The organism is Tateyamaria sp. Alg231-49 (assembly GCF_900143535.1).
Classification (GTDB): domain Bacteria; phylum Pseudomonadota; class Alphaproteobacteria; order Rhodobacterales; family Rhodobacteraceae; genus Tateyamaria.
This window is the reverse complement of the sequence record NZ_FRFA01000019.1, coordinates 33,091-49,081: the sequence shown is the minus strand read 5'-3', so window position 1 is coordinate 49,081 and position 15,991 is coordinate 33,091. Positions and strand designations below refer to the sequence as shown.

The 15,991-nt window shown below is 57.6% G+C and carries 11 protein-coding genes; 3 read left to right on the top strand and 8 right to left on the bottom strand.

From position 1 onward, the window contains the following. Positions 1 to 11: 11 nt before the first annotated feature. Positions 12 to 1,589 carry a glycerol-3-phosphate dehydrogenase gene (gene glpD, locus DHN60_RS19520; RefSeq protein WP_108838998.1) on the bottom strand — a complete coding sequence of 526 codons (1,578 nt, stop codon included), beginning with the start codon at positions 1,587 to 1,589 and terminating at the stop codon, positions 12 to 14. 255 nt (positions 1,590 to 1,844) lie between these two features. On the opposite strand from glpD, the gene DHN60_RS19515 reads away from it, so the two are divergent. After that, positions 1,845 to 2,765: a CehA/McbA family metallohydrolase gene (locus tag DHN60_RS19515; RefSeq protein WP_108838997.1), complete on the top strand. Its 921-nt coding sequence runs from the start codon at positions 1,845 to 1,847 to the stop codon at positions 2,763 to 2,765. A 261-nt stretch (positions 2,766 to 3,026) separates the two neighbouring features. After that, positions 3,027 to 4,385: an adenylate/guanylate cyclase domain-containing protein gene (locus DHN60_RS19510; RefSeq protein WP_108838996.1), complete on the top strand. Its 1,359-nt coding sequence runs from the start codon at positions 3,027 to 3,029 to the stop codon at positions 4,383 to 4,385. Between the two features lie 1,050 nt (positions 4,386 to 5,435). On the opposite strand, the gene DHN60_RS19505 is transcribed toward DHN60_RS19510, so the two are convergent. The 5 genes from DHN60_RS19505 to arsB all read right to left on the bottom strand — a co-directional run bounded on the left by DHN60_RS19505 (position 5,436) and on the right by arsB (position 10,974). Further along, on the bottom strand, positions 5,436 to 6,836 hold the full coding sequence (locus tag DHN60_RS19505) for a TRAP transporter large permease (RefSeq protein ID WP_108838995.1): 1,401 nt from the start codon (positions 6,834 to 6,836) through the stop codon (positions 5,436 to 5,438). Beyond that, the gene (locus DHN60_RS19500; RefSeq protein WP_108838994.1) at positions 6,836 to 7,465 is read right to left on the bottom strand and encodes a TRAP transporter small permease subunit; all 630 of its coding nucleotides are present in this window, start codon (positions 7,463 to 7,465) and stop codon (positions 6,836 to 6,838) included. The genes DHN60_RS19505 and DHN60_RS19500 overlap by 1 nt, the downstream gene beginning before the upstream one ends. Positions 7,466 to 7,547: 82 nt before the next feature. Next, a complete protein-coding gene (dctP, locus tag DHN60_RS19495; RefSeq protein ID WP_108838993.1) occupies positions 7,548 to 8,564 on the bottom strand; it encodes a TRAP transporter substrate-binding protein DctP in 1,017 nt (338 codons plus the stop codon). A gap of 230 nt (positions 8,565 to 8,794) precedes the next feature. Continuing rightward, on the bottom strand, positions 8,795 to 9,679 hold the full coding sequence (locus tag DHN60_RS19485) for a DMT family transporter (protein WP_108838991.1): 885 nt from the start codon (positions 9,677 to 9,679) through the stop codon (positions 8,795 to 8,797). Between the two features lie 257 nt (positions 9,680 to 9,936). Further along, a complete protein-coding gene (arsB, locus tag DHN60_RS19480) occupies positions 9,937 to 10,974 on the bottom strand; it encodes an ACR3 family arsenite efflux transporter (RefSeq protein ID WP_108838990.1) in 1,038 nt (345 codons plus the stop codon). Positions 10,975 to 11,691: 717 nt separating this feature from the next. On the opposite strand from arsB, the gene acs reads away from it, so the two are divergent. Next, complete coding sequence (acs, locus tag DHN60_RS19475) at positions 11,692 to 13,644, top strand: acetate--CoA ligase (RefSeq protein ID WP_108838989.1); 1,953 nt, start codon at positions 11,692 to 11,694, stop codon at positions 13,642 to 13,644. A gap of 16 nt (positions 13,645 to 13,660) precedes the next feature. Here the strand turns inward: acs and DHN60_RS19470 are convergent, their stop codons facing one another. Together DHN60_RS19470 and DHN60_RS19465 are read right to left on the bottom strand one after the other, a co-directional pair. Then, on the bottom strand, positions 13,661 to 14,848 hold the full coding sequence (locus DHN60_RS19470; protein ID WP_108838988.1) for an FAD-dependent monooxygenase: 1,188 nt from the start codon (positions 14,846 to 14,848) through the stop codon (positions 13,661 to 13,663). Next, the gene (locus tag DHN60_RS19465; RefSeq protein ID WP_108838987.1) at positions 14,845 to 15,963 is read right to left on the bottom strand and encodes a CaiB/BaiF CoA-transferase family protein; all 1,119 of its coding nucleotides are present in this window, start codon (positions 15,961 to 15,963) and stop codon (positions 14,845 to 14,847) included. Before DHN60_RS19465 ends, DHN60_RS19470 begins: the two co-directional genes overlap by 4 nt. Between the last annotated feature and the right edge of the window lie 28 nt (positions 15,964 to 15,991).

Sequence of the window (15,991 nt, the reverse complement as noted above, 5' to 3'; positions counted from 1 at the left end):
AGCAAGTCAGGTCACGGCTGTTGTTTCTGCATCCATTCATCCAGCACAGCGATCTGCGACTTTTCTAGCCGCAAGCCCAGCTTGTTACGCCGCCACACAACGTCCTCGGCAGTGCGCGCGTATTCATGAGCCATCAGGTAGCTGATTTCGCGTGCTGTTAGGGTCGCGCCAAACGCTTGCCCCAGATCATCCGCTGTTGCCGCATCCCCCAGCACGGTCCACGCATCCGTCCCATAAGCGCGCACCAGACGCCGCGCCCAGAACGCATCAAGAAAGCTGAACTCGGACTTCAAGCGCGACACCAGCGCATCGAAACCGTCCACCTCGAAGTCCCCTCCGGGCAAGGCCACGCCTGCAGTCCAGTGCCCGGGTGTTCCGGGAAAGAACGGTACGATCTTGTCCATCGAATCCTCGGCCAGCTTGCGATAGGTGGTGATTTTGCCGCCAAAGATGTTGAGGATCGGCGCACCGTCACTCTGGTCAACCTTCAGCGTGTAATCCCGCGTCGCCGCTGTCGCGCTGCTGGCACCGTCATCATAAAGCGGGCGCACGCCGGAATACGTCCAGACCACGTCCGCCGCGCTGATGTCCTGCTTGAAGTACTTATTGGCGAAATCGATCAAATAGGCCTGTTCTTCCGGAGTACATTCGGGGCGCACATCGGGGTCACGATGTTCGGCGTCCGTGGTTCCGATCAGGGTAAAGTCGGTCTCGTATGGAATGGCAAAAATGATGCGCCCATCGGTGCCTTGGAAAAAGTAGCATTTGTCGTGCTTAAATAGCCGCTTGGTCACAATGTGACTGCCGCGCACAAGGCGCACACCTTCGTTGGATTTCAGGCCAAGCTTGCCGTGGATGATATCGCCGACCCAGGGGCCACCCGCATTGACCAGCATCTTGGCGTGAACGGTCTCGACTTTGTCGGACGCAGTATCGCGCACGGTGATCACCCAGTGATCCCCATCCCGCATGGCCGCTTCCACCCGCGTGCGCACCATGATGCGGGCGCCTCGGTTTTCGGCGTCTCGTGCGTTCAGAACAACCAGTCGAGAATCTTCGATCCAGCAGTCCGAGTATTCGTATGCCTTCTGGAATTTATCGACCAGCGGCGCGCCCTCCGGCGCGGTGTTCAGGTTCAGCGTTGAGGTACTTGGCAAAATTTTGCGCCCCCCCAGATGATCGTAAGCGAACAAGCCCAGCCTGATCATCCACGCAGGTCTCCGCCCCTTCATCCACGGCATTACGCGCGCCAGCATCCGCGAGACCGGTGTTTCGCCTTCGAACCGCATGTCGGGGCTGTAGGGCAGCACAAAGCGCATGGGCCAGCTGATATGGGGCATGGCGCTCAGCAGGATTTCGCGTTCCTCCAGTGCGTGGCGCACCAGATTGATTTCGAGATACTCCAAGTAGCGCAGCCCGCCATGAAACAGCTTGGTCGAGGCAGACGAGGTGGCAGACGCAAGATCGTTCATCTCGGCCAGCGCCACGCGCATCCCCCTGCCCGCCGCGTCGCGCGCGATGCCACACCCGTTGATGCCGCCGCCAATGACGAACAGATCGTAAGTCTTGGTGTCTGTATCTGCGGGCATGGGCCAGCCTTCCTATGGTATGTGGGACGAGGTCATGAGTATGCACGCACCGGCACATTCGCAAGTTTCCAATCGCCTTTTTTGACCCACCAGTGACCGCAAGGCGCAGCCAATCGCCAGAATGCCCCCCCACGGGCGGCATCGTTGCTGCAAGCAGATTTTCAAAAATGATGGTTTCACGGCGTCTGGGCCTGTGCCAAACATTCCTTGATGTGAACTGAAATACGCACCCTTTACACAAAGAAAGCTGCGCCAATGACCCTATCTGCCTTCACCGCTCCGGGCACGTTCTGGCGGGGCAACCTGCACACCCACTCTGACCTGTCTGACGGGGCCTTGCCGCCCGAGGAAGTCTGCCGCCGCTACAAGGCGGAAGGGTATGATTTCATTGCATTGACCGATCACTTTGTCGGACCTTTCGACTATCCCATCGCGGATACGGTGCCGTATCGGGATGACAGCTTTACTACAATTCTGGGGGCCGAACTGCATTCTGGTGCGATGGAGAATGGCGAGCTGTGGCACATTTTGGCCGTCGGGCTGCCAAGCTTTTTCGCGCCCTCCAATTCGCCAGAATTTGTGCCGATCCCAGATCAGGAAACAGGCCCCGAGATTGCCGCCCGCGCGGTCGCAGCCGGGGCCTTTGTCACCATCGCTCACCCCCAATGGTCCGGCATGACGATGGACGATGCCCGCTCGATCACATCCGCCCACGCGGTTGAGATTTACAATCACGGATGTGCTGTGGAATGTGACCGCCCGGACGGCACCTTTTATGCCGATTTGCTGATGTCAGAAGGGCGCGATGTGACCCTGATCGCAACCGATGATGCCCATTTCCATGCCCCCGATCATTTCGGTGGCTGGGTGATGGTCAAGGCCGAGGCCAATGATCCCGACTTGCTGCTCGCGGCGTTGAAACGAGGAGATTTCTATGCCTCGCAAGGACCAGAGTTGCACAACGTTGAGGTTACGGACGACGAGGTCATCGTCACCTGTTCGGCTGTTAGCGTGATGACCGTTCTGGGACACGGCTCTGTCTCTCCGGCGGTGCACGGAGCGTCGATGACACGCGCGGTGATGCCACGCAAACGGCTGCGCGATAGCCCGTGGATTCGGGTGACGGTGATTGATGCGTCGGGCAGACGGGCGTGGTCCAACCCAATCCGGATTTAGAATGCGCGGTGCGTGATGCGCAGGCGTGCGGTGTGGTTTGATAAGGTGAGGTTAGTGGCGGCTTTGCGGATCAAGCCGTCATTCGCCGCACCGGCCATCAATGTCCGAGTTGCGGACTTTCCAGGCCTTCGTAGCCTGTAGGCTAACAACTGCTTCCAGCCCTTTGGCGACCTTGGTGGTCAATACAAAGAAGACTTGGGGCGAGCCAATAGCCAACACCAAAGGTGCAAAAGCTTGTCAGTTAAGCCGCGATCATACACGATGACTGTTGAAACAACCAAGGGCTTCGATATGGACAAGCCTCCAACCCAATTCACGAGGGCTGGCGATGTGGCAATCGCCTATCAGGTGGTGGGGGATGGGCCGGTAGATCTTGTCTATGCTTCGGGCTGGCTCAGCAATATTGACATTGTTTGGGAGCATCCAGGATACAACCGCTTTCTCACTCGCCTGTCAGAGCGATGCCGCCTCATCCTATTTGACAAGCGCGGGACCGGAATGTCCGACCGTGACGTAGGTGCGCCGACACTTGAGGAACGTTCCGACGACATTCGCGCAGTCATGAACGCGGTCGGGTCAGAGCAGGCTTCGATCTTCGGAATCAGCGAAGGCGGGAACATGACGACAATGTTTGCGGCCACCTATCCCGAACGCGTTAGCAGTATTATTCTTGCTGGTTGCTTTCCTTGCAAGGCATGGAAACCAGATTGGCCACACGGTATAAAAAGAGCTGATTTTGAAAATGATATAGCCGATTTGAGTCAGAACTGGGGTAGCTTTGAAAGTTTCTTTGAAACTGTGGCTCCTTCGGTCAGTGACGATCCAATGCAGCGAGCATTCATGAACAAAATCCTCGTTCAGTCCGGTAGTCCTGCTTCGGCCATCAAAATCACCCGACTGAATTACGAACTAGATATTCGACCAATTCTTCAAGTCGTTAGCGCTCCCGCACTTGTTTTGCATTCCGAGCGTGATCAAACGGTTAATATGGATGAGGCACACTACTTGGCCGACAACTTACCGAACGGAAAACTCAAGATTCTTGATAGAGACGACCACCTACCTTGGATTGGTGATACTGACGAAATGGCCCACGAGATCACTTCTTTTGCGTTACTGTCGGAAAAGGGGCCGTCAAGCGATCGAGTATTGGCCACAATCTTGATGACCGACATTGTTGGTTCTACTGAAACTTCAGTTCGAATTGGCGATGCCAAATGGCGTGACTTGATCGAAGCCCATGATACTGCAGCTGCTCGCAACATTGCCCGGCAAGGTGGCACTCTCATCAAAACGTTGGGCGATGGAGTTCTGGCGACGCTTGCGGCCCCAAGCCGCGCGGTAGCGTGCGCACGTGACATACAAGTCGAGGCGGCATCTTTGGGTCTTTCCGTTCGAGCTGGCATACATACAGGAGAATGCGAACGTCGGGGCGATGATATTTCCGGAATTGCTGTTAATTTGGCGGCGCGGATTCTCGATACAACACCGGGAGGTACGTGTCGGGTTTCGTCCACAGTCCACGACCTTGTCGCCGGCTCCGGGTTGCAGTTTGAACCTGCAGGCAGTCACACTTTGAAGGGGGTGCCCGGTGCCTGGGTGCTGCATACGGTGGCTTGAATACTGTAAGTCAAACTTAGTTATCAAACAGGTCACAAGTGCTTACAAATGCGTATCGCAGGCTTTGGAGCAACCGACAGCGAATGTCCGGAAACCGCTCTTACTGACAAAAGATGCAACATCTACCAACGGGTAGTTTGGGCTCAAACCCGTGTTTCGAGCACATTCATTAGATGGTGGTTTTCCAACACTGAGCAGCCGTTCGATAACCTCGATCCTTTTGGTCGTACTAGGACGCAACACTCACCAACAGAAAGTGATTTTTGGCAACTAGAACTCTTTTTGGCTGAGTACTACATTGCCGGTTCAACAGGAGACGAAGTAATGAGACACCTATCGGTCATACTTATGTTAATGGCTACTCCTGCGCTTGCTGACAATGGAAGGTATAAGGTCTTAAGAGATCTGACTGGTGGGGTTTACCTCGTCCTAGATACAGTGACGGGTGGGACCAAAATCTGTGTTGGGAAGGTGTCAGACGAAACTTGCGTCGCTTATTCTCGAGGCGGGGATCGCTAAGTGCGAGCCTTCGTTGATGTCCATTCTCTTCCCAACGAAAGGATGTTGAACGCCATGTTTGGAGAAGAGCAAAACAAGGGCTGAGCGAAATACACAGTCCCTTGGCAGCGGTCCCAAAACGCGCAGCATTTAGGGGCACTCATGTGAGGTGAACCCAGCAGTTACCTCCCCACCGGATGTGCTCGGTGGCTGCGGGCTAGTTCTCTTTGAATTTTGTTTGTTGTTCCCGGCGGGCTTCTGCATGAAAAATCCGCCAAGTGGCGGGCATTTTTTGCTATTGCAGTTTCACGGCGTCAAAGAGCGCGCCAAATACCTCACTGAACGAAGCTTCCAAACCCCGGACCGCGTCGAGCCATGGGCGAGCCATTTGATCCCAATCCATAAGACATCCATCAATTTTTTAATTCCAATGGCCTTTCAGTCCAAACATGCGTCCACTTTGAAACGTGGGTCACCTTGGGCACACCACCGCCATTCCCCGCGTGCGCATGTAGACTGCAGCGAATGGCAGAACTGGCAACGGGCTGCGCCCTACCCCGCCAGCGACGGCAGCCACAGCACGATCCCCGGGAACGCGACAAGCATCGCGATGGTCGCGGCATCCGCGATGAAAAACGGGGTCACGCCTTTGAATACATCCTGCACGGTCAGGTCGTCGCGCACGCCCGCCACCACGAAACAGTTCAAACCGATGGGCGGCGTGATCAGGCAGAACTCGGCCATCTTGACCACCAATATCCCAAACCAGATCGCGCACATGGGTCCTGACATGCCAAACGCACTGTCGGCGGCGGAAACGAACTCGCCCCCGTTCAGCGCCATCACCGCCGGGTAGACCACGGGCAGTGTCAACAGCAGCATCCCGATGGCGTCCATGAACATGCCCAGCACCGCATACCCCAGCAGGATAAAGATCAGGATCAGCATGGGCGACATTTCCAGCGAGGTAATCCAGTCTGAAAACGCGGCCGGCAGCTCCGCAAAGCCAAGGAACCGCACATAGATCAGAACGCCCCAGATGATAGTAAAGATCATCACCGTCAGCTTGGCCGTATCCAGAAGTGCGCGTTTCAATTCCCCCCAGCGCATGCCTTTGTACAGCGCCATAAGAAAGATGATGAACGCCCCGATGGCCCCGCCTTCTGTGGGCGTGCCCCAAGCGTCTCCGAACGGGTTGTAGACAAAGAAAATGATGATGATCACCACCGCAAAGATCGGCATGGCGGGGGGCAGCGACTGAAACCGTTCGCGCCATGTGAACCCTGTCACGGGTGGTCCCACCGTCTTGAACACCATCGCAATGCCGATGATCAGTGCGGCGTAGACAATGGCCGAAAATGCACCGGGCACAAAGCCTGCGAGCAGCAGCTTGCCCACGTCCTGTTCCACGATGATCGCGTAGATCACGAGGATGGCCGACGGCGGGATCAGCGAGGCCAACGTGCCCCCTGCCGCCACGACCCCTGCCGCGAATTGCTTGTTGTACCCGATCTTGAGCATTTCGGGGATGGCGATGCGCGCAAACACCGCCGCTGTTGCCACGGACGCGCCGGACACAGCCGCAAAGCCTGCTGTTGAGAACACCGTCGCAACTGCCAGACCGCCCGGCACCCACGCCACCCACCGTTTGGCAGCGGTGAAAAGGGCCGTTGTCAGTTGGGCATGGTAGGCGAGGTAACCGATCAGGATGAACACCGGGATCAGGCTTAGCACCTGCGCCGAAACCTTAGAGTGCGGTGTAAGCCCTGCGACTTTAACGCTGATCTCGACCGCCTTCCAAAACCGTTCAGGGTCGTAGTCAAATCCGTTCCAGCGCAGCCACACCAGACCGACAAAACCCGCCAAACCTGCGGCAAAAGCCACGCGCATGCCCAGAAGGACAAAGACCAAGAGGCCACCACTGACCCACAGCCCAATTTCAATGGGTTCCATCAGTCTGTCCCTTCCAGCGCTTCGGCCTCAATCCGCGCCTGTTCGGCGACAGAGAGGTTCAGGGGCACCGCCACAGGGTTCTCAAGCCCAAGGATCAGGGCCCGCCCGTATCCCCACGCCTGCAACAATAGCCGCAGGGTCAGGATGCCAAAGGCGATGGGCACCACCAGTTTGCTCGGCCAGATGGGCAGCCCGATGTCGATGGAGCTGTCGCGGCTACACAAGGGGCGCGCGCAGTCAAAAGAGCGGTCAAAGTGTTCCCATGCGCCCCACGTGAGCGCGGTGATCAGAAGCAGGATCAGAAGCACGGAAATCAGTTCGAAGAACCACAGGACACGGCCCCGGAGCGCGCTGACGAGCATGTCCATGCGCACATGAGTGCCGTCGCGCTGCACATAAGACACGCCCATGATCGCAATGATCGGCATGGCCGCTTCGATATAGTCCACATAGCCGGGCAGCGGAGAGGCGAAAAATTTGCGCCCCGTCACCGAATAGGCAGCCAGAAACATCAGGGAAAAGATCGCAAGACCCGACAGGAGCGCGCCAAACCGTTCTATCGGGAGCAGCGCGCGGTCCAGTCGACTGAGCAAACTGGAATCTTCAAGCACCGCCGCAGAGCCTGCCATGATCTACCCCCATTTTTGTTGATTTTCGGTGTTGTTATTGGCGAGGGCCGCCACGCAAAGCGCAGCGGCCCGAGGCAAATGCTTAGCTGCCGCCTTTGGCGTCGGCCAAAGTGCTCACAACCAGATCATAAAGCTCTTGGCCCGGCAGGCCCTGTGCTTCCATGTCGGCAATCCAAGCATCGTGGATCGGTTTGCCCGCAACCGCTTGGAACTCCGCGATCACTTCGGGGGCCACTTCGACCTTTTCAACGCCTTTTTCGGCCAGAACCGAATCCCAACGCTCCAGCAGTTCTGCGTAGTTGGTCAGGTAGTGTTCGATCGCTTCGGGGATCGAAGCGTCAAGGGCGGCGCGGTGCTCATCCGACAGGCTGTCATAGGCGTCGATGTTCACCACCACCGGGCAGTTCACGGTGCCGGGGTTCAGGTTGGCTGTCCACCAGTCGGCCTGGTTGATCGTGCCGAATGACAGGTGCGCGTGCTGGGCAAAGGCCACTGTGTCGACAACGCCGCCTTCCATGGCCTGATAGGCCTCGGTCGCGGTCACGGATGTTGGCACACCGCCAACGGCTTCGAATGCTTTGCCCAGACCACCTGTGGCTCGCACACGCATGCCTTTGAACTCGGCCAGTTCATCACGAGGCTCGCCTGTGCCGACAAGGTTGTACTGTGGCATAGGCGACGTCATCAGCAGTTTTGCATTCCACTGCGCCATTTCTTCGGTCGCGGCGGGGTGCGCATAGACCGCGCGGGCCACGGCCACTTCCTGTTCAAGGTTCTCAACCCCAAGGAACGGCAGTTCCAGAACGGTCACAACCCGGTTCTTGTCGGCGTGATAGCCAGCACAGAACTGCGCCATCTCGAACGCGCCGATAGAGATACCATCGAGGTTCTCGCGGTTCTTGGACAGACCGCCATAGCTGACGTTCATGGTGAAATCGCCACCGGTCTTTTCAGCGACCAGTTCGGCCAGCTTTTCCACATGTTCTGTGAACGCGCGGCGCTTGCCCCAGACGGATACGTTCCATTCTGTGGCCGCAGCCTCCAGCGCGAAAGTGCACGAAATGGCACCGACAACGGCGCCTACAGCAAATTTGTTCATGTATAGTCTCCCTAGATGCGGGCCGCTTCTCGTGCCCGCTTGGGCGAGAAGCTAGCGTGGTGCCGGGCGGTTGCCAAGTTGATTGCGCAAGCAAAGGGAATTGGTGCGTTGCCGGAGGGGGTGGTCGGCGATTTTGGTGGAAAGGTTATCGTGCGAGACCCGCGTGAGATTGCGCTGTGCCAAAGCCTGCTTTCAGCCCAGCGATGCTTTGTCGTGAATGCGGCCTTCGGCTACTGAGTTTGCCGTCGCACGCTCATAAGCAACCCGACGGTCAGGAAAGTGATGGCCAAAATACTGAACACTGTCAGGCTTTCACCCAGAACCAGAACCCCCAGAATCGCGCCAACACCCGGCACAGCCGCTAGAATAAAAGAGGTGTTCCCATTTCCGATTGCCCGCGATGCATGTGCAATAAAAAGCAAACCAATCAGGTTCGGCACAAATCCTTGGTAGATGGCCTGCAACAAAAGCGGGCCCGTCGGCGCATCTGAAAGGCCAGAGGGCAGCCAAATTGCCCAAATAGGCAGGTAGAGCAACGCGTTGACGATTGTTCCGCAAAAGATGATCTGCATCGCGCTCAGCTGCCACCGCTCAGAAAGAATGACATAAGAAGAGAAAAACAGAGCGCCAACAACAAAAAGCAGATCACCAAACCATGCGTAGTCACCGCTTGAAACACTTCCATCCCATGCCAACAGCACAGAGCAAATGAGAATAAGCGCCGCCCCCAGGAAACGACGCAAGCTGGGCAGCACACGCAAAAAAACGACCGAGAAAAGAATACTGAACAGGGGCAACATCCCGTTCATAAATATCCCACCGTGCGCTGCGGGCGCGTAGAGAAAACCAGAAAATACGATGAGAATATAAACAGGCCCCAAAATGAACGAGAGCACCGCAATTTTGGACAGGCTTAACCCCCTCCATGGCTTGTAATAAAGGCAAAGCGGCAAGGCCACGAGCGACGCCAAACCATATCTCATCGCCGCCAGATCATAGATCGTCAGTCCGCTTTGGCTGGCAACACGACTTACAATCAACCAAAACGACCACACCAAGACGATGCTCCATGCAGCGGCGGTTCCTGTGACATGAGAAGAGAAGCGATTGGGCATCAAACCTGCGGCGACCCTTTAAATTGTCTGGGGGAACTCAGACCATAGCTGTAGGATCAGACCAACGCATTGGCAATCAGTGTCTGCGGGCGAGGTGAATGGCCCTCTGGCTTGCAACGGATGTCTGCAGCATTGTTTTTGTGTGGCAGCCTTTTGTCGCCTTGGGCTTTAGCATCCTGCCGCAATCACCATGTTCTTTGTTCGGACCATCTAACCCATTACTGCTCAGCGTCGCAGGCGAGCCCAAGCGTTTTCGCCTATGACGTTTCAGACTCAGGTTCCTGTTTTAACGCAAACTTCGAACGCGTGCGGTTTGCAAAGGCAACCAAAGAGAGCATCACTGGCACTTCGACAAGGACGCCAACAACTGTTGCGAGCGCTGCACCCGAATTTAGACCAAACAGGCTAATGGCCACGGCGACCGCCAGCTCAAAGAAGTTTGACGTTCCGATCAAAGCGCACGGGGCAGCAATGCGATGCGGGACTTTCAGGGCATAGGCCGCCGCATAAGCGAGGGCAAAGATGCCATATGATTGCAAAAGGATCGGCACCGCGATCAAGGCGATGACCTGAGGTTTCTCTAGAATGACCTGACCTTGCAGTCCAAATAGGATCACGACCGTCGCAATGAGACCGACCATCGACCAAGGTTTGACGCGCGCCTGAAAAGCCTCAATTCGATCTGCTCCGCCCAATCGTTTCCGGGTCCAAAGGCCTGCCAACAGCGGCAGTGCAACAAACAAAACAACAGAGAGCACCAGTGTTTCCCAAGGCACTACAATGTTTGTTGCGCCCAAAAGGATGGCAACTATCGGCGCAAAGGCAAAGACCATAACAACGTCGTTCACCGAAACCTGCAAAAGGGTGTAGTTTGCGTCGCCACGGGTCAGTTGAGACCAGACAAACACCATGGCCGTGCACGGCGCAGCCCCCAAAAGGATAAGGCCCGCAATATACTGCTGTGCATCCTCCGGCGCGATCAGGTCCGCAAAGACCACCTCAAAGAACAACACTCCAAGAGCGGCCATCGTAAAAGGCTTGATAAGCCAGTTGACGATGAGCGTGATGGCAAGGCCCTTGGGTTGTTTGACCACATCGCGAAGGCTGGATGGATCAACTCCGACCATCATCGGATAGACCATGGCCCAGATCAGTACTGCGACCACCAGGTTCACGTTGGCCACTTCAGCTGCTGCGATCGCAGAAACCAGAGGAGGTGCGATGCTGCCAATAGAAATGCCGGCCAGCATAGCCAATGCAATCCAGACAGTCAGGTATCGTTCGAAGATGCTCAACGTGTTCTAGGCCCCTTGTATTCGCTCAGGAGTTGCCCGGAGCCGATGGCAGTCACGGCCGCCGATTGATATCTATTAATGATCCCGCAATGCGCCGCAAGTGTCACGCCAACAATGCTGTCCTGTGATGGTAATGATTATGTGCATTCCGGCAGAGTAGTCAGGATGCAAGGTGCGGAGCCGGACGTTAGGATTATGACGAGGAACTCTAATTCACCAAGACGAACCTTATGATACACCGATGAACTGTTGCTTTGTCCGCCAAGAGGAACTGTGCGGCGATCAAAACGGGCAATGGCGTTGCGCCTTGTTCGCCCAACACAACATCTGTGTGGACTTGTCGAACCTGCTGCACCGGCAACGGATACGGCGCGCCTTTGGGGGGTCACACCTGTTGCGTTGAGATGTCGTGTCGGATGCTTTGAGTAATGACGCGCGCGTTGCACAAAGTGCGCCCCAATTGGTTTACAGCTAACCATCTGTTTCTAATGTTCCTTTTAGACCATCGCATCATATTTTTACTAACTCCACCACTTACGTAAAAATCCTTCACAACAAAATCCTGCTATTCCAGCCTTTTATTCCTTTCTTTTCAGCAATGGGTATGATCGCCGCAATGGGAGGAGGCCGCGCGCCAGTCTACCCCGCCAACCAGTGTTGGACGGAGTTTCGGTGCGCATTTCCCGAACGACTGGAATGAAGACCGGAGGAACATTCATGTCCGATATCAAGACCTATGCCCCGAGTGCAGACATGGTGGCGCGCGCGCATATCGACGCCGCAAAATACGATGAGATGTATGCAGCCTCGATCAACGACCCCGACGCGTTCTGGGGCGAGCATGGCAAGCGGATCGACTGGATCAAACCCTACACACAGGTCAAAGACGTCGATTACACCCTCGGCAATGTTTCGATCAATTGGTACGCAGATGGCACGCTGAACGTATCGGCCAACTGTATTGACCGTCATCTGGCCACACGCGGCGATCAGACGGCCATCATCTGGGAGCCCGACAGCCCCGAGGATGAGGCCCAGCACATTACGTACAAGCAGCTGCACGCCGAGACCTGCAAGATGGCCAACGTGCTCAAGTCGCTGGGCGTCGGCAAAGGGGACCGGGTAGTGTTGTACCTGCCCATGATCCCGGAGGCAGCCTATGCCATGTTGGCTTGTACCCGCATCGGCGCCATTCATTCGATCGTGTTCGCTGGCTTCTCTCCGGATGCTCTGGCGGCGCGCGTTTCGGGCTGTGACGCCAAGGTTGTGATCACTGCAGATGGTGCTCCGCGCGGCGGTCGTGTCACGAACCTGAAGGACAACGTCAATCAGGCCCTCATCAACGTGATGCACGACACTCACTGTCTGGTGGTCAAGCGCACGGGACAGCAGATCGCATGGCGTGACGGAATGGATCACTGGCTACACGAGGCCGCCGCAGATGTCTCTGCCGATTGCCCGGTCGAGGAAATGGCCGCCGAAGACCCGTTGTTCATCCTTTATACATCCGGCTCCACCGGTCAGCCCAAAGGGGTTGTGCACACCACGGGCGGCTACATCGTCTATGCCGCGATGACGCACGAGATCACCTTCGACTACCATGACGGTGACATCTATTGGTGCACCGCGGATGTTGGCTGGGTCACCGGGCATAGCTATATCGTCTATGGCCCGCTGGCCAATGGCGGTACGACGCTGATGTTTGAAGGCGTGCCCACCTATCCGGACGCATCCCGTTTTTGGCAGGTTTGCGAAAAGCACAAAGTGGCGCAATTCTACACCGCCCCGACAGCTCTTCGTGCGCTGATGGGCCAAGGTGACAGCTTTGTGGAAAAGGCTGACCTGTCCTCGCTAAAACTGCTCGGCACCGTGGGTGAGCCAATCAACCCCGAGGCTTGGAACTGGTATTACAACGTCGTCGGCGGCGGGCGCTGCCCAATAGTGGACACCTGGTGGCAAACTGAAACCGGCGGGCACCTGATGACCCCCCTGCCCGGCGCACATGCGACCAAGCCCGGTTCCGCCATGAAGCCGTTCTTTGGCATCAAACCACTGGTGCTGGAACCAACCACTGCCGAAGTCATTGACGGTGACGGAGTCGAAGGTGTGTTGGTCATCGCCGACAGCTGGCCCGGTCAGATGCGCACCGTCTGGGAAGACCATGAGCGGTTCGAGAAGACCTATTTCTCGGACTACAAGGGCTACTACTTTACCGGTGACGGGTGTCGCCGCGACGAAGATGGTGACTATTGGATCACGGGCCGTGTCGACGATGTGATCAACGTCTCGGGCCACCGTATGGGCACAGCCGAGGTCGAAAGCGCACTTGTCGCCCACGCCAAAGTCGCCGAGGCCGCTGTTGTCGGCTATCCCCATGATATCAAAGGCCAAGGCATCTACTGCTATGTGACCTTGATGAACGGTGAAGAGCCTTCCGAAGAGTTGCGCAAGGAATTGCGCACTTGGGTCCGTCAGGAGATTGGCCCAATCGCGTCGCCCGATTTGGTCCAATGGGCCCCCGGCCTGCCCAAAACCCGGTCAGGCAAGATCATGCGTCGTATCTTGCGCAAGATTGCCGAGGATGACTTTGGCGCGCTGGGTGACACGTCGACCCTCGCCGATCCGTCGGTGGTGGACGATCTGATCGAAAACCGGATGAACAAGTCCTGATGGCAAAGGCGCGGGTTTAGCCCGCGCCTGTTACGTCGTGGCCGTAGACCCAGTCCTGACGCGCATGAAACGCGTTGGGAGCAAGCCGTGCCGCCAGCCCCATTGGCCTATAAAAACCCCAGCGCCCCGGTGTGTGGGCGTGATGGAACAATCGCGCATTTGCCGCTGATCCCTTTTGCACACGCGAAACGCGGTCGATCCGCTGTCTGAAATAGGCGGCAAACCCGTCTTGCGGTGTGGCCTTCTCCTCAAGGCTTTTTGACAGGACCCATGCATCCTCCAATGCCTGCACCGCCCCTTGCGCCATCGACGGCAGCATCGGGTGCGCCGCATCCCCCATCACCGCCACGCGTCCCTCGTGCCAGTGCGGCAGTGGTGCACGATCAAACAGTGCCCAGTGATGCAGAACATCGGCGTTGTCGAGGATCGCGCGGATTTCCGGGGCCCAGCCGTCAAAGGCGGCCTCAGCGTCTGCCCGATGTCCTTCGGCCCGCCAGCTTTCCTTTGTCGGAATGTCGCTTTCCACCATACCCACGAAGTTCGCGAGGTTGCCAGCCCGCAATCGCGTGGTGACGGCGTGCCGTTTGTGCCCCACCCAGACGCAGGCCGTTGGCGGCGGCGCGAGTGCGCCCAGCGCCTCAATAGGTACAACCGCCCGCCACGCCACGTTACCGGTGTAGCGCGGGGTGTCAGCGCCCAGCATCTGCGTGCGGATCACTGAATGCAGCCCGTCTGCGCCGATCACGATGTCGCCTAAGTGCGTAGTTCCATCTGCCATTGTCAGGGAGGCGGCATCCTCTGTCTGTTCATAGCCAGCAACCGCGTGCCCGGTGCGAATGGCACCGATTTGCAAACCAAGCAGTCGCGCCTCAAGTGCGCCGACAAGATCCGCACGGTGAATATGAATATAGGGCGCACCCCACCGGTCGCGGGCGAATCCGCGCATCGGCAGTCGAAAAATCTGCGCCCCGCCCTGCCCCATACGCATCTCGATGGCCTCGGGTTCAAACAAAGTAGATTGCAAGGCCTCCGCGACACCAAGAGCCTCAAGAACACGCCAGCCGTTTGGGGATATCTGCAGGCCCGCGCCGATCTCGGTCAGTTTGGGGGCCTGTTCGAAAACGGCGACCTCCCAGCCACGCAGGGCCAGCGCAATCGCGCTGGCAAGCCCGCCGATCCCGGCCCCTGCGATCAGTGCCCTCACGTACAGACCCCGCCATCGTGCAAGTCGCGAATGGCTGACGCGTCATAGCCCAACTCTGCCAAGATCACGTCCGTTTGCGCACCGGGGGCTGCGGGTGCAGGCAAAGTTCCCGCAGGCGCGCGCGAAAAACGCGGCGCAGGTGCTGATTGGCGCACGCCACCGACCTCTACATAAGTCCCGCGTGGTGCCAGATGAGCATCCTTTGCCGCTTCATCCATCGACAGGACGGGGGCGACGCACGCGTCAGTGCCCGAGAACACCTCGGCCCAGTGGTCTCGGGGGTGGCGCGCAAAAATGATCGCAAAGCGGGCCGTCATGTCAGGCCAACTGCCCCGGTCATTCTGGTCTGGGAGCATGGCATCACTCAGGCCCAGTCCGTCCAGCAACAGCGCATAGAACTGCGGCTCCAGCGCGCCAACGGCCACATCACGCCCGTCCGCACAACGGTAGCAGCGATAAAATGGCGCGCCCCCATCCAACCAGTTGGTACCAGGTGGTTCGCGCCAATCGCCTTTCGCCATCATCCCGTGGATCAGGCCCATCATGGCTGGAACGCCGTCAATCATGGCCGCATCCACCACCTGCCCTTTGCCCGTCACACCGCGCGAGATCACCGCCGCCAACAGCCCACAGACCAAAAACAGCGCACCACCACCGTAATCCGCGACTAGGTTCAGCGGCGGCTTGGGCGGTGCATCCGCGCTGCCCATCAGGCTGAGCACGCCCGTTGTCGCAAGGTATGTAATGTCGTGCCCGGCGACATGCGCCATCGGGCCGGACTGCCCCCAACCTGTCATGCGGCCATAAATCAGCGTATCGGGGCACGTTTCGGGGCCAAGCCCAAGGCGTTCCATCACGCCGGGACGGAACCCTTCTATCAGAATATCGGACTGGGCCATCAGGGCCTGCGCCACGTCGCGTCCTTGGGGGGATTTAAGGTTTAGCGCGACCGAGCGTTTGCCCCGCCGGTTCACATCCGTGGGATCGACAGGCGCAGATGCGCGGTCAATCACTGTGACCTGCGCGCCCATATCAGCCAGCAACTGCCCGGCCAGCGGTGCAGGCCCCAGCCCGGCAAATTCGACAACCCGCAATCCATCCAGCACGCCCGTCATTTTGGCCCTTGTTCTCCCCCTGCTCGCG